Source organism: Paraburkholderia sp. BL18I3N2 (assembly GCF_003001875.1).
In the GTDB taxonomy this organism is placed as follows: domain Bacteria; phylum Pseudomonadota; class Gammaproteobacteria; order Burkholderiales; family Burkholderiaceae; genus Paraburkholderia; species Paraburkholderia phytofirmans.
Window position 1 is genome coordinate 307,636 of sequence record NZ_PVNC01000003.1, and the last position, 21,929, is coordinate 329,564.

The 21,929-nt window shown below is 63.4% G+C and carries 24 protein-coding genes; 16 read left to right on the forward strand and 8 right to left on the reverse strand.

Going from position 1 to position 21,929, the window contains the following annotated elements:
- The first annotated feature begins 118 nt into the window (after positions 1–118).
- A complete protein-coding gene (locus B0G75_RS11090; RefSeq protein ID WP_106304506.1) occupies positions 119–421 on the forward strand; it encodes a helix-turn-helix transcriptional regulator in 303 nt (100 codons plus the stop codon).
- 86 nt (positions 422–507) lie between these two features.
- Positions 508–1,569, forward strand: a complete 1,062-nt coding sequence (locus B0G75_RS11095; RefSeq protein WP_106304509.1) for an alkene reductase — start codon at positions 508–510, stop codon at positions 1,567–1,569.
- A gap of 187 nt (positions 1,570–1,756) precedes the next feature.
- Here B0G75_RS11095 and B0G75_RS11100 read toward each other — a convergent pair whose 3' ends face one another.
- Positions 1,757–2,284 carry a GNAT family N-acetyltransferase gene (locus B0G75_RS11100; protein ID WP_106304512.1) on the reverse strand — a complete coding sequence of 176 codons (528 nt, stop codon included), beginning with the start codon at positions 2,282–2,284 and terminating at the stop codon, positions 1,757–1,759.
- Positions 2,285–2,422: 138 nt separating this feature from the next.
- On the opposite strand from B0G75_RS11100, the gene B0G75_RS11105 reads away from it, so the two are divergent.
- Together B0G75_RS11105 and B0G75_RS11110 are read left to right on the forward strand one after the other, a co-directional pair.
- A complete protein-coding gene (locus tag B0G75_RS11105) occupies positions 2,423–3,070 on the forward strand; it encodes a VTT domain-containing protein (protein ID WP_012427652.1) in 648 nt (215 codons plus the stop codon).
- 17 nt (positions 3,071–3,087) lie between these two features.
- Entirely contained in the window at positions 3,088–3,699 is a 612-nt protein-coding gene (locus B0G75_RS11110) for a LysE family translocator (RefSeq protein WP_106305621.1), read from the forward strand.
- Between the two features lie 31 nt (positions 3,700–3,730).
- Here B0G75_RS11110 and B0G75_RS11115 read toward each other — a convergent pair whose 3' ends face one another.
- Genes B0G75_RS11115 through B0G75_RS11125 form a run of 3 tightly spaced genes read right to left on the reverse strand, consistent with a single transcriptional unit; the run spans position 3,731 to position 5,028 of the window.
- Positions 3,731–4,228, reverse strand: a complete 498-nt coding sequence (locus B0G75_RS11115) for an SRPBCC family protein (protein WP_106304514.1) — start codon at positions 4,226–4,228, stop codon at positions 3,731–3,733.
- Positions 4,225–4,563, reverse strand: a complete 339-nt coding sequence (locus B0G75_RS11120) for a helix-turn-helix transcriptional regulator (RefSeq protein WP_106304517.1) — start codon at positions 4,561–4,563, stop codon at positions 4,225–4,227. The genes B0G75_RS11115 and B0G75_RS11120 overlap by 4 nt, the downstream gene beginning before the upstream one ends.
- Before the next feature lie 3 nt (positions 4,564–4,566).
- Complete coding sequence (locus B0G75_RS11125) at positions 4,567–5,028, reverse strand: VOC family protein (RefSeq protein WP_106304520.1); 462 nt, start codon at positions 5,026–5,028, stop codon at positions 4,567–4,569.
- Between the two features lie 316 nt (positions 5,029–5,344).
- Here B0G75_RS11125 and B0G75_RS11130 point away from each other — a divergent pair, with 316 nt between their 5' ends.
- The 3 genes from B0G75_RS11130 to B0G75_RS11140 all read left to right on the forward strand — a co-directional run bounded on the left by B0G75_RS11130 (position 5,345) and on the right by B0G75_RS11140 (position 7,783).
- On the forward strand, positions 5,345–5,797 hold the full coding sequence (locus B0G75_RS11130; protein ID WP_106304523.1) for a MarR family winged helix-turn-helix transcriptional regulator: 453 nt from the start codon (positions 5,345–5,347) through the stop codon (positions 5,795–5,797).
- Between the two features lie 17 nt (positions 5,798–5,814).
- Positions 5,815–6,378 (forward strand): isochorismatase family protein, encoded by a 564-nt coding sequence (locus B0G75_RS11135; protein WP_106304526.1) that lies wholly within the window; start codon positions 5,815–5,817, stop codon positions 6,376–6,378.
- A gap of 64 nt (positions 6,379–6,442) precedes the next feature.
- Complete coding sequence (locus tag B0G75_RS11140; RefSeq protein WP_106304529.1) at positions 6,443–7,783, forward strand: MFS transporter; 1,341 nt, start codon at positions 6,443–6,445, stop codon at positions 7,781–7,783.
- A gap of 86 nt (positions 7,784–7,869) precedes the next feature.
- Here B0G75_RS11140 and B0G75_RS11145 read toward each other — a convergent pair whose 3' ends face one another.
- Both B0G75_RS11145 and B0G75_RS11150 read right to left on the reverse strand, forming a co-directional pair.
- Positions 7,870–9,393, reverse strand: a complete 1,524-nt coding sequence (locus B0G75_RS11145; RefSeq protein WP_106304532.1) for a CoA-acylating methylmalonate-semialdehyde dehydrogenase — start codon at positions 9,391–9,393, stop codon at positions 7,870–7,872.
- Between the two features lie 261 nt (positions 9,394–9,654).
- A complete protein-coding gene (locus tag B0G75_RS11150) occupies positions 9,655–10,611 on the reverse strand; it encodes a LysR family transcriptional regulator (RefSeq protein WP_106304536.1) in 957 nt (318 codons plus the stop codon).
- A gap of 278 nt (positions 10,612–10,889) precedes the next feature.
- Here B0G75_RS11150 and B0G75_RS11155 point away from each other — a divergent pair, with 278 nt between their 5' ends.
- From B0G75_RS11155 to aroQ, 3 genes are read left to right on the forward strand one after another with little or no spacing between them, the layout of a single operon-like run.
- Positions 10,890–12,296, forward strand: a complete 1,407-nt coding sequence (locus tag B0G75_RS11155) for an MFS transporter (protein ID WP_106304539.1) — start codon at positions 10,890–10,892, stop codon at positions 12,294–12,296.
- Positions 12,297–12,329: 33 nt separating this feature from the next.
- Positions 12,330–13,400, forward strand: coding sequence for a Gfo/Idh/MocA family protein (locus B0G75_RS11160; protein ID WP_106304542.1), 1,071 nt, complete (start codon positions 12,330–12,332; stop codon positions 13,398–13,400).
- A 43-nt stretch (positions 13,401–13,443) separates the two neighbouring features.
- Positions 13,444–13,884, forward strand: coding sequence for a type II 3-dehydroquinate dehydratase (gene aroQ / locus B0G75_RS11165; RefSeq protein WP_012427663.1), 441 nt, complete (start codon positions 13,444–13,446; stop codon positions 13,882–13,884).
- A 61-nt stretch (positions 13,885–13,945) separates the two neighbouring features.
- Here aroQ and B0G75_RS11170 read toward each other — a convergent pair whose 3' ends face one another.
- Positions 13,946–15,034, reverse strand: coding sequence for a hypothetical protein (locus B0G75_RS11170; protein WP_106304545.1), 1,089 nt, complete (start codon positions 15,032–15,034; stop codon positions 13,946–13,948).
- A 201-nt stretch (positions 15,035–15,235) separates the two neighbouring features.
- Between B0G75_RS11170 and B0G75_RS11175 the strand changes: the two genes are divergently transcribed.
- The 3 genes from B0G75_RS11175 (at position 15,236) to B0G75_RS11185 (ending at position 18,100) form a co-directional block, all read left to right on the forward strand.
- Positions 15,236–16,141 carry a LysR family transcriptional regulator gene (locus B0G75_RS11175; RefSeq protein WP_106304548.1) on the forward strand — a complete coding sequence of 302 codons (906 nt, stop codon included), beginning with the start codon at positions 15,236–15,238 and terminating at the stop codon, positions 16,139–16,141.
- Positions 16,142–16,278: 137 nt separating this feature from the next.
- A complete protein-coding gene (locus tag B0G75_RS11180) occupies positions 16,279–16,956 on the forward strand; it encodes an HAD family hydrolase (RefSeq protein WP_106304551.1) in 678 nt (225 codons plus the stop codon).
- A gap of 4 nt (positions 16,957–16,960) precedes the next feature.
- Entirely contained in the window at positions 16,961–18,100 is a 1,140-nt protein-coding gene (locus tag B0G75_RS11185) for a DSD1 family PLP-dependent enzyme (protein WP_106304556.1), read from the forward strand.
- A gap of 215 nt (positions 18,101–18,315) precedes the next feature.
- Here the strand turns inward: B0G75_RS11185 and hpaR are convergent, their stop codons facing one another.
- Complete coding sequence (gene hpaR, locus B0G75_RS11190; RefSeq protein ID WP_106304559.1) at positions 18,316–18,723, reverse strand: homoprotocatechuate degradation operon regulator HpaR; 408 nt, start codon at positions 18,721–18,723, stop codon at positions 18,316–18,318.
- A gap of 180 nt (positions 18,724–18,903) precedes the next feature.
- Here hpaR and B0G75_RS11195 point away from each other — a divergent pair, with 180 nt between their 5' ends.
- The 3 genes from B0G75_RS11195 to hpaE are packed head-to-tail and all read left to right on the forward strand — an operon-like array spanning position 18,904 to position 21,914.
- Positions 18,904–19,677 carry a fumarylacetoacetate hydrolase family protein gene (locus B0G75_RS11195; RefSeq protein ID WP_106304562.1) on the forward strand — a complete coding sequence of 258 codons (774 nt, stop codon included), beginning with the start codon at positions 18,904–18,906 and terminating at the stop codon, positions 19,675–19,677.
- The gene (locus tag B0G75_RS11200; protein ID WP_106304565.1) at positions 19,674–20,432 is read left to right on the forward strand and encodes a fumarylacetoacetate hydrolase family protein; all 759 of its coding nucleotides are present in this window, start codon (positions 19,674–19,676) and stop codon (positions 20,430–20,432) included. The genes B0G75_RS11195 and B0G75_RS11200 overlap by 4 nt, the downstream gene beginning before the upstream one ends.
- A gap of 24 nt (positions 20,433–20,456) precedes the next feature.
- Positions 20,457–21,914, forward strand: a complete 1,458-nt coding sequence (gene hpaE / locus B0G75_RS11205; RefSeq protein ID WP_106304568.1) for a 5-carboxymethyl-2-hydroxymuconate semialdehyde dehydrogenase — start codon at positions 20,457–20,459, stop codon at positions 21,912–21,914.
- Positions 21,915–21,929 lie beyond the last annotated feature (15 nt).

Sequence of the window (21,929 nt, forward strand, 5' to 3'; positions counted from 1 at the left end):
GCCTTTGAGCATATCGTTAAATTACGATATATGATTCGGGTTGTAGCGATGCAGTCACAAGGGCGCTGACCCGCGCCCTCGCCTTCCCGTTGTTGTTGTCGACCCTGAAACTTACCCAATGACGCTCGATATCGACGCGATTCACAAAGCGCTTGCCAATCCGGTCCGCCGGGAGATTCTCGGCAGGCTGCGCGAGCCGTACGCGCATTTCGGCGACCAGGAACTGCCGCTCGATTACGGCGTGTGCGCCGGCAAGATCGAGGGACAGTGCGGCTTGTCGCAGTCCACCGTGTCGGCCCACCTGGCGGCTTTGCAGCGCGCGGGGCTGGTCACGTCGAAGCGGGTGGGTCAATGGGTGTTCTTCAAACGCAACGAAGCCGCCATTCAGGCGTTCCTGGAGCACATCAACGCCAGGCTCTAGGCGCCGCGATTCGCATTGCCGCGCTTCTTTCATCAAGCAGTTTTTTCAGGCTCGGGCCGCGTGCCCTCGGCCAAAGGTGAACTCATATGCCGACTCTTTTCGATCCGCTGCAAATCGGCGACATCACGCTGTCGAACCGCATCATCATGGCGCCGCTCACGCGCCAGCGCGCCGAAGAAATCCGCGTGCCGAATGCGCTGATGGCGAAGTACTACGCTGAACGCGCGAGCGCCGGTCTGATCATCAGCGAAGCGACTTCGGTCACGCCGCAAGGCGTGGGCTATGCCGAGACGCCGGGCATCTGGTCGCAGGAGCAGGTCGAAGGCTGGAAACTCGTCACGAGCGCCGTGCACGCCGCGGGCGGCAAGATCTTTCTGCAACTGTGGCACGTGGGCCGTATTTCGGACCCGCTGTTCCTGAACGGCGAACTGCCGGTCGCGCCGAGCGCGATCGCGGCACGCGGCAACGTGAGCCTGGTGCGTCCGGAGCGTCCGTATGTGACGCCGCGCGCGCTGGAGCTCGATGAAATCGCCGGCGTGGTCGAAGCCTTCCGCAAAGGCGCGGAAAACGCCAAGGCAGCCGGTTTCGACGGCGTCGAAGTGCACGGCGCGAATGGCTATCTGCTCGACCAGTTCCTGCAAGACAGCACCAACCAGCGCACCGACGCTTACGGCGGCCCGATCGAAAACCGCGCGCGTCTGCTGCTCGAAATCACCGACGCATGTATCGACGTGTGGGGCGCGAACCGTGTCGGCGTGCACCTCGCACCGCGCCGCGACGCGCACGCCATGGGCGATTCCGATCCGGCCGGCACGTTCGGCTATGTGGCCCGCGAACTCGGCAAGCGCAAGATCGCGTTCATCGCCGCACGTGAAGCGCTCGGCGACGACCGTCTCGGCCCGCAACTGAAGAAAGCCTTCGGCGGCCCGTACATCGTGAACGAAAAGTTCACCAAGGAAACCGCGCAGCATGTGCTCGACGCGGGCGAAGCGGATGCGGTGGCGTGGGGTCAACTGTTCATCGCGAATCCGGATCTGGTGCGCCGCTTCGCCACGAATGCGCCGTTGAACAAGCCTAACCCGGCGACGTACTACGCACGCGGTGAAACCGGCTACGTCGACTATCCGACACTGGAAACCGTGGAATAAGGCTTGCGATAGGCGGGAAAAGGCGAAGCTATCTGGAGCGATGGCGGAGGTTAAGCTGCTGATTGAAAAGCAGCCAATTGCATGGCAGTGGGCCGAAAGACGCGCGGCGGGTAGGACTCGAACGATATGTTCCAGTCATACCCGCCGCGTTTTTTTATGCTCGACAACCGAGCCCACGCATCACACCTCACGCGAGATCTCGCCGCATGAATACCCGCCTGGATTCGTCCAGTCCGCGCGCGATGTGCGCGTCGCGCCGCGCGATCAACGCCGCGTCGAGTTCGGCCTCACCGATATCGCGAAACCCGAGCCGCCGGTAATACGGCGCGTTCCACGGCACCTCGCGAAACGTCGACAGAATCAGTTGCGTGAGCCGTTGCGCGCGCGCAATGTGCGCGACCTGCTCGATCAGCGCCGCGCCGATACGCTGCCCCGCGTGCGAGGTGAGCACATCGAGTTCCTGCACGTAGATGCGCGTAGGTTGCGGCTCGAACATCACGAAACCGACGCACGTTGCATCCGCAGCCATCGCCACGATGATTTCCCGCGACGCGATCTTGCGTTCGACGATTTCCAGATCCATCGGCGGCGCATCCGCGATACCCGCCATATCGACGCTGAGGAAACGCTGTCCCGCCTCGAATTCGATCGCGCGGATCGCGTGGGCATCGTGTTGTTCGGCAAAGCGGAAGGTCATACCGTTAGCGTGTTGCATGGGCGTTCTGGCAGGTTCGTGCACATGGTTATTCTCGACGACACGCCCCGATATTGACACCACCTCCGAGAAATACACAAGTCAGCGCGCCGCCGTGGGACTAAACTCCTGAAAATCCGAATTCCCCTTCGACCCAAGATGGATCTGATGCATGTACTGCAGGTCGCCCTGCACTTCGACCAGCACCTGAGCGGCCTGATCGTGCAATACGGCACCGCCGTCTACGCGATGCTGTTTCTCGTCGTGTTCGTCGAGATCGGTTTTCTGCCGCTGTTCTTCCTGCCCGGCGATCCGCTGATTTTCATTTGCGGCGGTCTCGCGGCCACCGGCGCGCTGAATGTCTGGCTCGTGATCCCGGTGCTGTTCGCCGCGACGGTGGCGGGCAGCATCGTCGACTACGCGATCGGGCGGGCGATCGGCGAGAAAGTCTATACCGCCGACTATCGCTGGCTCGACAAGAACGCGCTGCGCAAGGCGCACGCGTTTTACGAAGCGCGCGGCGGGCTGACCTTTCTGCTGTCGCCGTTCATCGCCGTGGTGCGCACGTTCGCGCCGTTCGTCGCCGGCGTTTCGCGCATGACGTTCGCGCGTTTCGTGTCGTTCGTCACCGCCGGCGCGGCGCTGTGGATCGTGTCGCTGGTGGCGGCCGGCTATCTGTTCGGCAACGTGCCGCTGGTGCGCGATCACATGAGTTCGATCGTGCTGTTAGGGGTCGCGCTCGGTGTCGGCTCGCTGCTCATGAGCGCCGTGTGGCGCTTCGTCAACCGGCGGCTGCGCGCGCGCTGAAGTTCGTGGAGATCGTCATGACGCTGTCCGCCTTGCTCGTTTTCGCCCTCGCGCTGATCGTCGCGGCCGGCACGCCGGGACCGAGTGTCGCCGCGCTGGTCGCGCGCGTGCTGACCAACGGCTTTCGCGACGTGTTGCCCTTTCTCGCCGCCATGTGGATCGGCGAGGCGCTTTGGCTCACCTGCGCGGTGGCGGGACTGGCGGTGATCGCGCGCAGCTTCGGCATGGTGTTCGTGGTGCTCAAATTCATCGGCGTGGCGTATCTGCTGTTTCTCGCCTGGAAGATGTGGCGCGCGCCGGCGGACGTGCAAGGCAGCGACTTGCCGAGCGGACAGTCACCGTGGCGCATGTTCATGGCGGGCCTTCTCGTCACGCTCGGCAATCCGAAGATCATGATGTTCTACCTAGCGCTGTTGCCGACCATCATCGACGTGTCGCGTATAGGCACCGTGGCGTGGTTCGAACTCACGCTCACCATGGTGATCGTGCTGATGGCCGTCGACTTCGGCTGGGCGCTGCTGGCCACGCGTGCGCGCAAGCTGCTCACCACGCGGCGCGCCGTGAAGCTCGCCAACCGCGCGAGCGCGACGATGATGGCGGGCGTTGCGGCGGCAATCGCCACGCGCTGAGGCTTTCCTCGCCTCAACGTCTTCGCGCTCCTCAGCCGGTCGATCCGGACCTCTGCACCGCGGCTCGCAGCGAAGCCAGCAACGCCTGCCACCATTCGCCGTGCCGCAACAGAAACACACGATCGGGGAAATGGTGGCGCGCTACATGCTCCTGCGGCACCGTATCCCAGCCACGATGCTCGACGGTCACCCGCGTTTCGTCGCCCACCGCTTCGAAACGCACTTCAACCTGCGTGTGCTGCGCGTCGCTGAAACTGGCCTGACGCCAGCCGAAGGCAAGTCGCTCGCCCGGCTCCCAAGCCGTGACGCGGCCAATCTCGAAGACGCTGCCGTCCGTCTGCGTCTCGACCAGGCGGCGCTGCTCACCCATTTGCTCAGCCAATTCGAACGACAACACGCCGGCGCCTTGCGGCGTGAACTGAAACAGCTGATTGGGCCGCCACCATGCGCCGATCTCGCGCGTAAAAACGTCGAACGCGCGTTGCGGCGACGCGGCCACGCGCAACGACACCTGCACGCGCGAACTCATCCCTGGGCCTCCAGATGCGCTTTGAACGACAGCAATTGCCCGGCCCACATGGCCTCGGTCTGTTCGAGCCACGCTTTCAATTCGCTCATCGGCGTCGAGCGCAACACGTAAAGCCGAACGCGCGCGTCGACGCCGTCATGCGATTCCTCGATCAGCTGGCTCGAGCGCAGCACGCGCAAGTGCCGGCTCATCGCTTGAGGCGAGAGACCTGTGGCTTGCGCGAGTTCGCCGGCGCGCATCGGCTGACGGCTGAGCAGATCGACCACCTGACGCCGGTTCGGATCGGCCAGCGCGGCCAATGTGCGGTCGAGCGATGCGGTGGCACGCAGGGCCATGAGTTACACCCATCCTTCGATCTTCAGGCCGCTGACGCGCTCCGCTTCTTCGCGCGACACGGTGCGAACCGTCTGGCCGAAGCTCCACACGTGCCCTTCCGGATCGCGGACGGCGTAGACGCGGTCGCCGTAGAACTGATCTTCCGGTTCGCGCGTCACCACCGCGCCCGCGGCACGCGCGCGGGCGCAATGTTCGTCGATGCCGTCACGCAACTGCACGTGCACCGACTGCGTGTTCTTGCCGCCGATCGACGCCGGGCTGGCCGCGTTTTCCGACCATTCGCGGCAGATCATCACGTAGCTGTCGCCGAAACGCATTTCCGAGTGACCCAACTGGCCGTCGTTGTCCGTGACGACCAACTGGCGCTCGAAGCCGAACGCCCGCTCGAGCCACTCGAGCGCGGCAAACGGGTCCTTGTAGTACACCGCGGATCCCAACGAAGGACGATGAAGCGGCTCGCTCATGACTGCCTCCTTTTGTAAACGTGATGATTGATATTTAACACTGTAGTTAAACAAATTGAGAAAGCAAGGGCGAGGTGAACAACTCCCGTTCTACATTACCGGTCAGGGCTGCGGCGCGCCGATCTGCCGATCATCGGCTGGACTTTGCGGATGCGCATCCACGGGCAGAGCCGCGGCGAGCAGGCGCGCGACGCGCTGAGCCTCGCATGCCGGGCGTTTTTTCGTTTTCGACTTTAGTGCGGAAGAACACCCCTCACCTTGACCTCGGCCAGATACGAAGGTAACCTTAGCAGGTAACCTTCACATTTGTCATGGCATGAACAAGAGCGATCTCCCGCCCGATACCGAAGCCCTGCACGCCATGGCGGAAAACCTGCGCGTGCTGGTTGGCAAACTACATCGCCGCTTGCGTGAAGAATCGCATCTGGGCGATTTCACCCCTTCACAGGTGCAGGTTCTCGGCTTACTGGAACGCGAAGGTCCGGCAACGGTCACCGCGCTCGCGCGTGCTCACGGCATGCGTCCGCAATCCATGGGCGAGACGCTTTCGGTTCTGAAAGCCGCCGGACTCGTCAGCGGCGCGCCCGATCCGAACGACGGACGGCAAACGGTCCTTTCCCTCACCCCAGCCTTCCGAAAGAAAATCAAAGCAAGCCGCGCGGCGCGCGAAGACTGGTTGTTCCGCACCATCCAGACGCGCTTCTCGGCGGCCGAGCAACGGCAACTCGCGACCGGCGTCGACTTACTCAAACGCCTCATCGACTCGTAATTCCCACGGAGCACTTCATGGCACTCACCACGCTCGACGCAAAAACCGCACTGATCGTCATCGATTTGCAGCAAGGCATCGTCGCGCTGCCCACCGCGCATCCCACCGGCGAAGTGGTCAAGCGCTCGGCGCTCGTCGCCGACGCGTTTCGCCGCCACGGCCTGCCCGTGGTGCTCGTCAACGTGACCGGCGGCGCGCCGGGCCGCGCGGAACAGGCGCGCCACGCCGGCGACTTCCCCGCCGGCTTCGCGGACCTCGTGCCCGAGATTAACGCGCAGCCGTCGGATCATCGGGTCACCAAGCGCACCTGGGGCGCATTCACGAACACGGATCTCGAAGCCTATCTGCGCGAGCAAGGCGTCACGCAAGTGGTGCTGGTGGGCGTGGCGACCAGCATCGGTGTCGAATCCACCGCGCGCTACGCCAACGAACTCGGCTTCAATGTCACGCTCGTCGTCGACGCCATGACCGACCTCCATGCGGACGCTCACACCAACAGCATCACGCGCATCTTCCCGCGTCTCGGCGAGACCGGCACGACGCAGGAACTCCTCGCGTTGCTCGAGCGTTCGCGCGCATGATGCCTGGTTCGACCACAGTTCGAAGCCCGCGCGCCGGGCTAACCCCGCACATGGAAACAGTCCGGTGACAGGCACTTTCCGTTCGCTGCGCAATTTCAATTACCGCGTCTGGGCGGGCGGCGCGATCGTCTCCAACATCGGCACGTGGATGCAGCGCACGGCGCAGGACTGGCTCGTCCTCACGGAACTCACGCGTCACAATGCGACCGCCGTGGGGATCGTCATGTCGTTGCAGTTCGGCCCGCAATTGCTGCTGTTGCCGCTCACCGGTTATGCGGCCGATCACTTCGACCGCCGCAAGCTGCTGTTCGCCACCCAGGCGGCCATGGGTACGTGCGCACTGGGCCTCGGCATTCTCACCGTCACCGGGCTCGTGCAGTTGTGGCACGTGTATGTGTTCGCGGGGCTGCTCGGCTGCGTCACCGCGTTCGACTCGCCGGTGCGCCAGACCTTCGTGTCCGATCTGGTCGGCGAAGAAGATCTGTCGAACGCCGTCGGCCTGAATTCCACTTCGTTCAACATGGCGCGCATGGTCGGGCCCGCGGTCGCCGGTTTGCTGATCGCATCGGTCGGCACCGGTTGGGTGTTTCTCATCAACGCGCTGTCTTTCGTCGCCGTGCTCGGGTCGCTGCGCATGCTGCGGCTAAACGAACTGCATCTGAGACCGCACGCGGCGCGCTCGCGCGGCAGTTTCGTGGAAGGCTTCAAGTACGTCTGGAAGCGTCCCGATCTGGTGACCGCGTTGTTGATGCTGTTCCTGATCGGCACGTTCGGCCTGAACTTCCCGATCTTCATTTCGACGATGTCAGTCACGGCGTTTCACGCGGGCGCCAGCGAATACGGCGTGCTGAGTTCGACCATGGCGATCGGCTCCGTGACCGGCGCGCTGCTCGCCGCGCGCCGTGCGAAACCGCGCATGGTGCTGCTGCTCAGCGCGGCGGCCATGTTCGGGGTGGGCTGTACGCTAGCTTCGCTGATGCCGAGCACCCTGTTATTCGGCCTGACGCTCATCGCGATCGGTGTCTCGACGCAGACCTTCTCGACGTCCACCAACAGTCTCGTGCAAGTCACCACCGAGCCAGCCATGCGCGGCCGGGTGATCGCGATTCTGCTGGCTATTTTAATGGGGGGTACGCCGCTCGGCGCGCCGGTCGTCGGCTGGGTCGCGGACCGTTTCGGCCCGCGCTGGGCGCTCGGGGTCGGCGCGGCTTCGGGATTCGCGGCGGCGCTCGTCGGCTTGCTTTATTTCGTGAAGTATCGCCAGTTGCGCGTGTATATCGAAGCGGGGCGTCTGCGCTACAGCGTCGACGATCCGCGGCAGGCGCCCGGCTATGTCAGCCCTGCTGCCGCGGTGCAAAACGCTGTGTTGAGCGAAGCGGAAGAGGATTCGTCCGCAGGCGTTTAAGTGACCGTTACCGCGCGCAGATGCGAAAAAGCCGCGCCTGAAATGTCAGGCGCGGCTTTTTCACTACAACGATTCAACCGAATGAATTACTTCGCCACCGGCATCGTAAATTCGGCACCCTTGGCGATGCTATCCGGCCAGCGTTGCATGATGCTCTTGTAGCGCGTATAGAAGCGCACACCCTCTTCGCCGTAAGCGTGATGATCGCCGAACAGCGAACGCTTCCAGCCGCCGAACGAATGCCACGCCATCGGCACCGGAATAGGCACGTTGATGCCGACCATGCCCACCTGAATCTGCCGGCCGAACGCGCGCGCCACGCCGCCGTCCGAGGTGAACAGCGACACGCCGTTGCCGAACTCGTGCGCGTTGATCAGATCCACGGCGCTCGCGAAATCGGGCACGCGCACCACCGCCAGCACCGGGCCGAAGATCTCTTCCTTGTAGATTTTCATTTCCGTGCCGACATGGTCGAACAGCGTGCCGCCGACAAAGAAGCCTTCTTCGTTCGCCACCGGATGCGCGCGGCCATCGACGATCAGCTTCGCGCCTTCCGCCTCGCCCGACGCGATATAACCCGTCACCTTGGCCTTATGTTCAGCGGTAACCAACGGACCCATTTCGGCGTCGAGATGTTCGCCGTTCTTGATCACGAGCGATTTGACGCGCGGCACCAGCTTTTCGATCAGCTTGTCGGCCACGTTGCCGACCGCCACCGCAACCGAAATCGCCATGCAACGCTCGCCCGCCGAACCATAGGCTGCGCCGATCAGCGCGTCGACGGCTTGATCCAGATCGGCGTCCGGCATCACCACCAGATGATTCTTCGCGCCGCCGAGCGCCTGCACGCGCTTGCCGCGCTTCGACGCTTCGGTGTGAATGTATTCCGCGATCGGCGTCGAGCCAACGAACGACAGCGCCGCGACGTCCGGGTGATCGATCAGCGCATCGACGGCCACCTTGTCGCCGTTGACCACGTTGAACACGCCGTCCGGCAGACCGGCTTCCTTCAGCAATTCGGCGAGACGCAGCGACGCCGACGGGTCACGTTCCGAGGGCTTCAGCACGAACGTGTTGCCGCAGGCGAGCGCGACCGGAAACATCCACATCGGCACCATGACCGGGAAGTTAAAGGGCGTGATGCCCGCGACGACGCCCAGCGCCTGCCGCAGATTCCAGTTGTCGATGCCGCCGCCGATCTGGTCGGTGAAATCGGTCTTCAGCAGGTTCGGAATGCCACACGCGAACTCGACCACTTCGATGCCGCGCACCACTTCGCCTTGCGCGTCCGTGAACACCTTGCCGTGTTCGCGCGTAATCAGCATCGCCAGTTCGTCGTGATGCTGGTTCAGCAACTCCTTGAACTTGAACAGAATGCGGGCGCGCTTGATCGGCGCGGTTTCGCTCCAGGCGGGAAAGGCGGCCTTGGCGGCCTGCACCGCCGCATCCACTTCCTCGACCGACGCCAGCGCGACCGAGCCGGTCACCTTGCCGGTGGCGGGATTGAACACGTCCTTGAAGCGGCCGCTGGTGGGAGCGGCCGGCGCGCCGCCGATATAGTGGCCCAACTGCTGCACCGACAGCTTCGCTTGTTCGTTCACTGCATTCATGTCCTTACCTCGTGTTCGGGATAAACCGCGGCGCGTCGGCACCGGGCCATAGGCAAAAAATCAGGCTACGTCGCCCGGCGCCAGAGCGGCGATCCGCTCGTCGGCAGGCTCCATCGAGACCCGCCAACTGTATCGACCGCGCCGGTCATATTCCCGATACAGCCAATTAAAACCGCGCCTCACTGTATTGTTTTTTGCGCGGCAACTGTATTGGGACGAGAACGGCGTTCAGGCGTCAGCGCACGTCGCTGCGTGGCTCGGTCAAAAGCCGCCGACACCGCGCGTAACCAGCGCATACGGGCCGCTCGTCAACTGTTCCCGGAGAAATTCGATGCACACCTGGATCTTCGCCGACGACGACAAACGCTCCGCAGTCACCGCCCACACATCGGCGGACTGCATGTAATCAGGCAGCACGCGCACCAGTTCGCCGGCGCGCAGGCTCTCGGCCACGTCCCAGATCGAAACCATCACCACGCCGTAGCCGTCTCTCGCCCACTGCACGACGATATCGCTGAGGTTTGACGCGACGGTGCCCGTCACCTTCACGCTCTTTTCGCCGTCCGGACCGCTCAGCCGCCAGACGCCGAAGCGGTCGTCGCGTCCGCGAAACAGCAGGCAGTCGTGCTGGGCAAGCTCGGCCAGTTCGCGCGGCATGCCGCGCCGCTCCAGATACTCCGGCGAGGCGCAGAGTATCCGCGCGCTCTCCACCATCTTGTGCGCGATCAGGTGCGGCTCATGCACCTCGCCCACGCGAACGTCGATATCGAAGTTCTCGCCGACCAGATCGGCGCGCCGGTCCAGCAATTCCAGCCAGATCTCGAGATTTGGATGACGCTGGCGCAGCAAGGCCAGAATCGGCGACACGTGCTTGCGTCCGAGCCTCAGGCTGGTGCTGATGCGCAGCAAGCCGCGCAACTCGGTGCGGCGATCGGCGAACGCATCGGCCATGCCCTGCACGTCGTCGAGTATTTTTTGCGCCCACTGCAAAGCGGCTTCGCCGTCGCTTGTCACGCTGACCCGGCGCGTGGTGCGCTGAAAGAGCTTTACGCCGAGACTGACTTCCAGCATGGCGATGCGCTTGCTGACATGCGAAGGCGACAGACCCATTTCCGTCGACGCCGCCACGAAGCTGCCCCGGCGCGCGATGTTGCAGAACAACTGCAGATCGCGCAGGAAAGACTCATTGCTGGCTGTGAGCGCATTCTGATTTTCCATTCGGCCGCATTGTGTCCGTGCAGAAGCACATTACCCTAGCCTTAACGAGCCGATCGGGCAAGCCATGCTGGTCGGATGAAATACTAGGTACAACCAGGTACTCGTTAACCCTGCACGCATCAGAAGACCGCTTCGCTGCACAGCAACATCCTTGGCGTCCAGGAAACAGGCTGCGCGGTCGGGGCCAGGTAAATCCTGGCTTGCATAGTTTTGCTTTCAGTACGCCAATGAATCAGCCGTAGAAGCTGATCAAAAAACATTTCTGTTCTGGAGACGACATGGAAACGAATACTTCGGCAGGCGGCCACGAGCGCCGCTCGCAGGCTCGCAAAGCAACCGCCAGCGGCTGGATCGGCTCGGCACTCGAGTACTACGATTTCTTTATCTACGCCCAGGCGGCGGCCCTGATCTTTCCACAGTTGTTCTTTCCCTCGGGCAATCCGAAGATCGCCATCGTGGCTTCGCTCGCCACTTACGGCGTCGGTTACGTCGCCAGGCCGATCGGCGCGGTGGTGCTCGGGCACTGGGGGGACACTCACGGCCGCAAGAACGTACTGCTCGTCTGCATGTTCCTGATGGGCTTCTCGACGATGGCAGTCGCCTTTCTGCCTACATATCACACCGCCGGGCTGCTCGCGCCCACCCTGCTGGTGGTGCTGCGCCTGATTCAGGGCTTCGCCGTGGCCGGTGAAATCTCCGGTGCGAGTTCGATGATTCTCGAACACGCACCATTCGGGCGGCGCGGTTACTACGCCAGTTTCACCCTGCAAGGCGTGCAGGCGGGCCAGATTCTCGCCGCCGCAGTGTTCCTGCCGCTCGCCTACTTCATGGACGAGAGCTCGTTCAATTCGTGGGGCTGGCGCATCCCGTTCCTGTTGAGTGCCGTGGTGCTGATCGCCGGCTACTACATTCGCCGCGAAGTCCATGAAACACCGGCGTTCGCCAAGGAAGACGCGAGCGGCAGTGTGCCCAAGTCGCCGATTGTCGAAGCTTTCCGCTACAACTGGCGCGATATGGTGCGCGTGATTCTCTGCTCGTTGATGAACGTGATCCCGGTCGTCGCCACCATTTTCGGCGCGGCCTATGCGGTGCAGGCGTCGTACGGCATCGGTTTTTCCAAGAGCGTCTATTTGTGGATTCCGGTGATCGGCAACATCGTCGCCGTGCTGGTGATTCCCTATGTCGGTAACCTTTCCGACCGGGTCGGCCGCCGCCTGCCCATCGTCGTAGGCGCGCTCGGCGCGGGTCTGCTGTCGTTCGGCTACCTGTACGCGATCAGCATCCGCAACGTGCCGCTCGCCATCGTGATGTCGATCCTCATGTGGGGCATCATCTATCAAGGCTATAACGCGATCTTCCCGAGCTTCTATCCAGAGCTGTTCCCGACCCGCTCGCGCGTCTCCGCCATGGCCATCGGCCAGAACATCGGCACGACGATCACCGCCCTGCTGCCCGCGCTGTTCGCCTATGTCGCGCCGCCCGGATCGACCAATGTGCCGCTCATCATCGGCACGATCACGTTCGCCATCACCATCGTTGCCGCGGTGACCGCATGGACCGCCCGCGAGAACTACCGCGTCAGGCTGAGCGATCTGGGCGAACCGAATGCGGTGCCGATCGATAAGGCCAGCTACGACCGGATGCGGGCCGAGACCATGGCCGAAACCAAAAAAGCCCTTGCATAAGCCATTTCGATCGAACTTCAAAGGAATCGATCCATGACCAGGATCCGGATCGCCGTGGCCGGCGCGGGCTATATCGGCCGCGCTCACATGGCTGTCGCGCAGCAGAGCGGCACGTGCACGCTGTCGGCAATCGTCGACCCGTCGCCGGCGGCACAGGCGCTCGCTGCCCAGGCCGGCGTGCCGCTTTACCGGACGCTCGGAGAACTGCTCGAACGCGATCGCCCGGACGGCGTGATCCTGGCCACGCCGAACCAGTTGCATGTGGAGCACGCGCTGACCTGTCTCGCGGCCGGCGTGGCCACGCTGCTCGAAAAGCCGATCGCGTCCACGGTCGACGAGGCCGAAACGCTGGTCGGCCAGGCCGAACGCAGCGGCGTGCCGTTGCTGATCGGGCATCATCGCGCGCACAGTCCGATCATGGCCCGTGCGAAGCAACTGATCGACGAAGGCCGGCTCGGCAAACTGGTCGCGGTGATGGGCAGCGCGGTCTTCTTCAAACCGGATGAGTACTACGCCGACGCTCCCTGGCGGCGCGAGCCGGGCGGCGGTCCGATCCTGCTGAATATGATTCACGAGGTGCACAACCTGCGCATGCTGTGCGGCGACATCGTGGCCGTGCAGGCGTTTTCGTCGCACGCCACACGCGGCTTTCCGGTCGAAGACACGGTGGCGATCAACCTGCGCTTCGCGAGCGGCGCGCTCGGCAGCTTCATGCTGTCGGACACGGCCGCGAGTGCGCGTAGCTGGGAACAGACGTCGCAGGAAAACAAGGCTTATCCGACGTATCCGGATGAAGACTGTTACGTCATTGCGGGCACCTTCGGCTCGCTCGCCGTGCCCACCATGCGCCTCAAAACCTATGGCAAGGCTGCGGATCGTTCGTGGTGGAAGCCGTTTCAGGTCGGCGTCGCCGAGATGACTCGCGACGATCCGCTCAAGCTCCAGCTCGAACATTTCGTGCGCGTAATCCATAAAGAAGTTGAACCGCTCGTGAGCGCCCGCGACGGCCTGCAGAATCTGCGCATTACCGAGGCGATCGTCGAAGCGGCCAATACCGGTGCCGTGGTCGACACGACGTCCGCGGCCGCGGTGGCGGCGCACTGATATCGCAGCGCCTTTACTGACTCCATTACTCCAGGGACGCCCCATGAAAACGTTCGTGATGCTTCACGGCATCAACCACAATATGTTCGGCAAGCGCGATCCCGCGCAATACGGCACCGTGACGCTGGCCGAAATCGACAGCAGCCTGCAGGCATTGGGCAAGGAACTGGGCGTGCAGGTCGAGAGCTTTCAGACCAACAGCGAAGCCGCCATGTGCGAACGCATCCACCAGGCTTTCACTGACAACGCAGACGGCGTCATGATCAACGCCGGGGCGTGGACACACTACAGCTACGGTATTCGCGATGCGCTGGCGATCCTGACGGTGCCGGTGGTCGAAATCCACATGTCGAACATTCACGCGCGCGAGGCATTCCGGCATGTGTCCGTGTTTGCGGAAATCGTCAAAGGGCAGATTTGCGGCTTTGGTGTGGACAGTTATTTGCTGGGGTTGCGGGCGGCTGTGTCGGCAGCGGCCGCTTGAATGACGGCGAGTATGCGTCGCCGCGTTCGGCGTTATTTACCGTCGCGCGGCGAATGCGCCATCAGCGCCATGCATCAGTCAATTCATTGGCCAGCACCATCTTCTCGCGGATCACTTCGACAAAGGCGGCGTCCGCGCCGCCCTGTGCCTTGAGGAACTTGAGCGCGGCGGAATGCACGGCACGCATCGCCCTTCCGTCGATGCCGCTCATGCGCGCCGCGCCGCGCCGCGTCTCCTCCACCAGATCGCGTGCGCTGCTGAAGTCGGGCGATAAACCGCTCTGCGTTTCGAATCCGGCGCGCAAACCCGCCGCATAGTCGCGCGATGCTCCAAGCCGGTCCATGTCGATCAGCAGATCGACGCCCGCCGCCATGCGCAACGCACACAGAATCCACAACGCGACGAACGCCCGATACGCGTTGTTGCCTTCCGCCGTGCGCGCATACTGCTCGCAAGCCATTGCATAAGCGTCGTCCGAAGTGGAGGCGGCGGGCGGCAAGCTCACGCCGCAGATCTCGATGGCCTGCCGGACGAGCGGGTCTGCCTGATTCAGCCCCAGCACCCGAAACGGCGCGGCCACGAAAAATGGATTGCTCCATTGCCGGCTGAGCAGCCACCCCGAAGCGAACTGCGACGCGGGATTTCGCAGCACACCCGCATGCATGGCCCGCGGAAAAGCCTGTTTCAGCCACGGCAGCCGGCCGGACGAACGGCAAAACTTGAAGACCGGTACGCTGCCTTGTTCGACGGTGCGCTCGCACAGATTGCGCAAATAGGCCTGCATGGCGGGAAATTCCGCATCCGGTATGCTGGCGAAGCGATCGAGACTGAAAGCCCGGCGGTAACCGTCCACACCGCGAGCGCCGTCGCGCAAAAACGGGCGATATTCGTCGAAATACGGCGCGTCGAGCGGCGGGTGTCCCGACGTCAGCGTGGGGCGCGACGCGGACACATCGGCAAGGCTCAGATCCGCGAGCACGTTGCTAAGCGGTTCATAAAAGGCGGTCACGGTGTCGAGTTCGCGCAGTCGCGACCAGACCCACGTTCCCGCACTACGCCAGCCTGTATGCAGAAACACCGCCTGTTTCAAGGCGCTGTTCCGCGCGGCATCGCTTGACGAACCATTCGACGGACCATTGGACAACGGCATGTGGACTTCTCTTCAAATGAAAGCAACAGGTAATCGGCGCAAACGCATACTTTAGCGGCTCGCGCCGTCGACTGCATGAAGGCAGGCATCACTTTACCTTGCAAGCCGCACCGCATTTGCCGGCGCACGTGCCAGACTGAACTGGAACCGCGAGTCCAAACACTTTAAGCTGCCAGACTTCCGAACTCAAACGCCGCCCATATGAACGATTCGGCCGATATCCGTTTCCTGCTGACGCTGCGCGAAAGCGGCAGCCTGGTCGCCGCGGCGCGCAAGCTGGGCTTGTCGCCCTCGGCGGTTACGCAACGTCTTCAGCAACTGGAAAAGAAGCTGGGCGCGCAACTGGTGAACCGCACGGCACGCCGCCTGCAATTCACGGAAGAAGGCACGCTGCTGTGCGAACGGGGCGCCGACCTCGTCCAGCAGTTCGACGCGCTCTTCGAAGACCTGCAGATGCGCCGCGGCGGACTTGTCGGCACGCTGAAGATCAATGCGCCGCTGGGCTTCGGGCGGCGGCATCTCGCGCCGGTGATTGCGGACTTCCAGCAGCGGAACCCGGACATCGACGTCGCCCTTACGCTCTCCGACAAGCCGCTGACCGAGACAATGGATCGCTTCGATATCGTCGTGCACATCGGCGAGTTGCCGGTGTCGAATCTGGTCGGCTACACGATTGCACCGAATGCGCGCTTCGTCTGCGCGGCGCCCGCGCTGATCAGGCGGATCGGCACGCCGGATTCTCCGGAAGAGTTGAGCAAACTGCCCTGCATCGTGCTGCGCGAGAACAACGAAGATGTCTCGCTGTGGCAGTTCAGCAAGGGCCGCACGCGCCGCAGCGTACGCGTGTCCGCCCATTTGAGCTGCAACGACGGCGACGTGATCCGCCAGTGGGCATGCGAAGGACGCGGCGTGATCCTGCGCTCCGAATGGGACGTGGCCGAGGATATCGCGAAGGGCAAGCTCGTCCGTCTGCTGCCCGGCTGGAAAGCGCCGGATGCCGACGTCATGGCGCTGACGCACCAACGCGCGGGCCTGCCGGCGCGTACGCGCCATTTCATGCAGTATCTGCAAAGCAGGTTCAGGCCACAGCCGCCCTGGCGGCGATGAATGTTCAAAACCCCCTTGTGTGCAGGCGCCAAACGAACTGTTCAATCCGCCTGAATCTATGAGTTAGTCTATCTGAACGCCGCGCCGCTGATGCAACTTTATAATCAGCTCACCGTCCGTGGCCGCTCAAATCAATCATGACTCTTGCCTCCGTGCCTGCCGCCTATCCCAAAGCGGTCCTGTTCGATCTTCTGACCGCCCTGCTCGACTCGTGGACCTCATGGAATCGCGCGGCCGGTTCCGAACAGGCGGGCCGGACATGGCGCGCCGCCTATCTGCGGCTGACCTACGGCTGCGGCTCGTACATTGCGTATGAACAACTGGTGCGCGAAGCCGCCGCACAAGTCGGCCTGCCCGAATCCGCCGCGCTCGCGCTCGAAGCGGACTGGCTGACGCTTACGCCGTGGAGCGGCGCCCTCGACGCGTTGCAAACGCTCGCGCCGCATTGCAAGCTGGCGGTCGTTACCAACTGCTCCACGCGTCTCGGCGAACAGGCGGCTCATCTGTTGCCGGTCCGCTGGGACGCGATCGTCACCGCCGAAGAGGCCGGTGTGTACAAACCGGACCCGCTGCCTTACCGCCTCGCGCTCGAAAAACTCGGCGTGCAGGCTCACGAAGCGGCGTTCGTGGCCGGCTCCAGCTACGACATGTTCGGCACCGCCGCCGTCGGCTTGCGGACGTATTGGCACAACCGCATCGGCCTGCCGCTCGTAGACGGCGCGCAGGCGCCCGAGCTCGAGTCGCCGACGCTCGACAAGCTCGTCCCGTGGCTCGCTCGCTTCGGCGCAAACCAGCATAACCCCATTTCCCGGTGAAAGCATGAAACTCGACCAGATTGAAACTCCAGCCGCGTTGATCGACATCGCACGGATGCAAAGGAACATCGCGCGAATGCAAGGGCGTATGAACACGCTCGGCGTCGCGTTTCGTCCGCACGTGAAGACCACCAAATGCATCGACGTGGTCCGCGCGCAGATCGCCGCCGGCGCGCGCGGCATCACGGTATCCACATTGAAGGAAGCCGAGGCGTTCTTCGCCGCCGGTGTCGGCGATATTCTTTACGCCGTCAGCATGGTCCCGTCGAAGCTGCCACGAGCGCTCTCGCTGCGCCGCCAGGGCTGCAATCTGAAGCTGGTGGTGGACAATCCGACCGCCGCCTCGGCCATCGCCGCATTCGGCGATCAGCACGGCGAAACCTTCGAGGTGTGGATCGAAGTGGATACGGACGGGCACCGCTCAGGCATCACACCGGAACAGGACACACTGCTCGAAGTCGGCCGCATTCTTCACGACAACGGTGTCAAGGTGGGCGGTGTGATGACCCATGCCGGTTCGAGCTATGAGCTCGATACGCCCGAAGCACTCGCCGCGCTTGCCGAACAGGAACGTGCCGGCTGCGTGCGCGCCGCGCAGCGGCTGCGCGAAGCCGGCATTGACTGTCCGGCGGTCAGCGTCGGCTCGACGCCGACTGCCCTCGCTGCCACGCAGTTGGAAGGCGTCACGGAAGTGCGCGCCGGCGTGTACGTGCTGTTCGACCTCGTCATGCACAACGTCGGCGTGTGCGCGCTCGACGACATCGCGCTCAGCGTGCTCGCCACCGTGATCGGTCATCAGGCGGACAAGGGCTGGGCGATTCTCGACGCGGGCTGGATGGCGATGAGCCGGGATCGCGGTACGTCGAAGCAGTCGCACGATTTCGCCTATGGCCAGCCGTGCCTGCTGAACGGCACGGCGCTGCCCGGCTACGTGGTCAGCGGCGCCAACCAGGAGCACGGCATTCTCTCGCCGACCGCCGACAACGCGGACGCCCACGACGATGTCACACAGCGCTTTCCGATCGGCATGAAACTGCGCATTCTGCCGAATCACGCGTGCGCTACCGGCGCGCAGTTTCCCGAGTACCACGCGGTGGCGCCGGACGGCAACAGCGTGGAGTGGCGGCGCTTTCACGGCTGGTGAAGCGGGGGCGCCAGCGCATGACGTTTCTGTTGCGCAGCGCCGACGGTGCCATCAAGCTCTACGGCGACGGCCTCTCGCACAAGGAGGCCGCATAACGCGTGACGATTTCGCTTATCGCCGTGCGCCACTGTCCGCGTTGCGCGTACGAGAAGCGGCGCATGTACGCCGACGCTAGACAGCACCGCGGCGCCGACTCGCGCCGCTAAGCCGCTACCTCACTCCTCCTCTTCCTCCAGACCCGCCAGCAGATCGTCCACAGCGCGATACACGCGCTCGACGATCTCCGGTTCCACCTTGCGCTCCAGCTCGCGGTAATGCACTTCGAGATCCTTCGAGATCACGCGCACCAATTCCGCGCTGGTGTCTGTGAGCGACACCAGCACGCGCCGCTGGTCTTCGGCGAAACGCTCCTTGGTCACCAGTTCCATGCTCTCCATGCGCGCGAGCACGCCGGCCATGCTCGGGCTCGAAATCGTGCAGATATCGGAGATGTGGCGCGGTTCCATCGGGCCGTGCTCATTAAGCGCGCGAATCACGCGCCACTGCTGTTCGGTCAATCCATGCGCGGTAATCAGCGGACGAAACCGCTCCATCATTTTTTCTCTGGCTCGCAGCAACAGCATGGGCAGGTTGCGATGCAAAACTCGGGTCGAGGCGGAAGCGGACATGTTGGAAGATGATGTAAAGGCAGCCGTCGAAACTTAAGGGAAAACCCGCGATCAGCCGACAGGCTATTGACCATGGATGATATCAAGCGCAATACTACTAACATGTTAGTGTTTTTGCCGAGAGACAGCTAATTTATGTTTGCACTTGCCGATCATCTGCTGCATCCCGAGGGCGAGGCGCTGCCGCGCGACGTGGATGCGCGCGCCGCGGCCGCGCTGCTAGCACGCGGCATGGCCTGCCGCGCGCCGGTTCGCGGCGCTGTCTATGGAACCTTGCTGAACGACCGCGCCGCGCTTGCGGCGCTGGGCGATGCGGTGCACGCGGCGCCGTATAAAGCGCCGCCACAAGCGCCGGTGCTCTATCTGAAGCCGCGCAATACGCTCGCCGGGCATCGCGCGCAGGTCGTCGTGCCGGACGATGCGTTGGGTGTGGAAGTCGGCGCGTCGCTCGGCATCGTGATCGGCCGAACTGCAACACGGGTCAGCGTGGCACAGGCGTTCGACTATATCGCCGGCTACACGCTGGTCGCCGATCTCAGCGTGCCGCATGCGAGCGTGTACCGGCCGTCGGTGCGATTCCGGGCGCGCGACGGTTTCTGCGTCGTCGGGCCGGCCGTGGTCGCGTCTCATCATGTCGCGACGCCGGACAACCTGGCGATCCGGGTTCAGCTCGGGTTACGGGACGCGTTCACGGCGAGCACCGCGTCGTCGGTACGCAACGTGGCGCAATTGCTCGCGGACGTCACCGATTTCATGACGCTCAGCGCGGGCGACGTCATCACGCTCGGCGTGCCGCATGGTTCGCCCGTCGCGCATATCGGCGACACGGCCACGCTGTCGATCGGCGTCATGCCGCCGCTCACGGTGTCGTTCGTCAGCGCGGCAGAACAAGAAGGGGAACAGCCATGATGCGCGGCCGCGTTGCGTATGCAGGCGCGATTCACGAAGCCTATCCCGACGTCAATGGCGTGCGTCTCGCCGACGGCCACGTGCGTCGCGAGGATGAAGTGGTGTGGCTCGCGCCGGTCGAAGTCGGCACGATCTTCGCGCTCGGCCTGAACTACGCCGAGCATGCGAAGGAATTGCAGTTCAACAAGCAGGAAGAGCCGCTCGTGTTTCTCAAGGGACCGGGCACGGTGATCGGTCATCGCGGCGTGACGCGCCGCCCCGCCGACGTCACCTTCATGCACTACGAGTGCGAGCTGGCGGTGGTGATCGGGCGAACCGCAAAGAACGTGAAGCGCGACAACGCCATGCAGCATGTGGCGGGCTACATGATCGCCAACGACTACGCGATCCGCGACTACCTGGAAAACTATTACCGCCCCAACCTGCGCGTGAAGAATCGCGACGGCGGCACGGTGCTCGGGCCCTGGTTCGTCGACGCCGCCGACGTCGACGACGTGACGCAACTCGAATTGCGCACGTTCGTGAACGGCACGCGTCAGCAACACGGCAACACGCGCGATCTCGTCACCGACATCCCGGCGCTGATCGAATATCTGAGCAGCTTTATGACGCTCGCGCCCGGCGACGTGATCCTGACCGGCACGCCGGAAGGCATCGTCAACGTCAATGCAGGCGACGAAGTGGTCTGCGAAATCGACGGTCTGGGCCGTCTCGTCAATACGATTGCGTGCGACGCGGACTTCAACCGCGCCTGATCGACAGCACGAAAGGACAAAGCAATGCGAATCGAACATCTGATCAACGGTAAAGCGAGCGCGGCGAAAGACTACTTCGAAACGGTCAATCCGGCCACGCAAGAGGTCCTCGCCGAAGTCGCGCGAGGCGGCGCGGAAGAAGTCGACGCCGCCGTTCGCGCCGCCAAAGACGCATTTCCCGCGTGGGCCGCCAAGCCCGCCGCGGAACGCGCGAAGCTGGTGCGCAAGCTCGGCGAACTGATTGCGAAGAACGTGCCGGAGATCTCCGAAACCGAAACGAAAGACACCGGTCAGACGATCTCGCAAACGCGTAAGCAGCTCGTGCCGCGCGCCGCCGACAACTTCAGCTACTTCGCCGAGATGTGCACGCGCGTCGACGGCCATACGTATCCGACCGACACGCATCTGAACTACACGCTGTTCCATCCGGTCGGCGTGTGCGCGCTGATCTCGCCATGGAACGTGCCGTTCATGACCGCCACCTGGAAAGTCGCACCCTGTCTCGCGTTCGGCAATACCGCTGTCTTGAAGATGAGCGAACTCTCGCCGCTCACCGCCTCGATGCTCGGCAACCTCGCGCTCGAAGCCGGCATCCCGGCCGGCGTGCTGAACGTGGTGCACGGCTTCGGCAAAGACACCGGCGAGCCGCTGGTCGCGCATCCGGATGTGCATGCCGTGTCGTTCACGGGCTCGACGGCGACCGGCAACCGCATCGTGCAAACCGCGGGGCTGAAGAAGTTTTCGATGGAACTGGGCGGCAAGTCGCCATTCGTGATTTTCGACGATGCCGATTTCGAACGCGCGCTCGACGCCGCCGTATTCATGATCTTCTCGAACAACGGCGAACGCTGCACAGCGGGCTCGCGCATTCTCGTGCAGCGCTCTATTTACGCACGCTTTGCCGAGCGTTTCATCGAGCGCGCAAAGCGTTTGACGGTGGGCGATCCGCTGGCCGACAGCACCATTGTCGGCCCGATGATCAGTCAGGGCCATCTGGCGAAGGTGCGCAGCTATATCGAACTCGGCCCGAAAGAAGGCGCGACGCTCGCGTGCGGCGGCCTCGACATGCCGGATTTGCCCGACGCCATGCGCAAGGGCAACTTCGTTCAACCCACCGTGTTCGTCGATGTCGATAATCGCATGCGCATCGCGCAGGAAGAGATTTTCGGCCCGGTCGCCTGCCTGATTCCATTCGACGACGAAGCCGACGCGATCAAACTCGCCAACGACATCTCCTACGGCCTGTCGAGCTATATCTGGACCGAGAACACGGGTCGTGCGTTGCGTGTCGCCGCCGCCGTCGAAGCCGGCATGTGCTTCGTCAACAGCCAGAACGTGCGCGACTTGCGCCAGCCGTTCGGCGGCACCAAGGCGTCGGGCGTGGGCCGCGAAGGCGGCACGTGGAGCTATGAAGTGTTTCTCGAACCGAAGAATGTTTGCGTATCGCTCGGCTCGCATCACATTCCGCGCTGGGGCGCTTGAGCCACCAATAGGCTT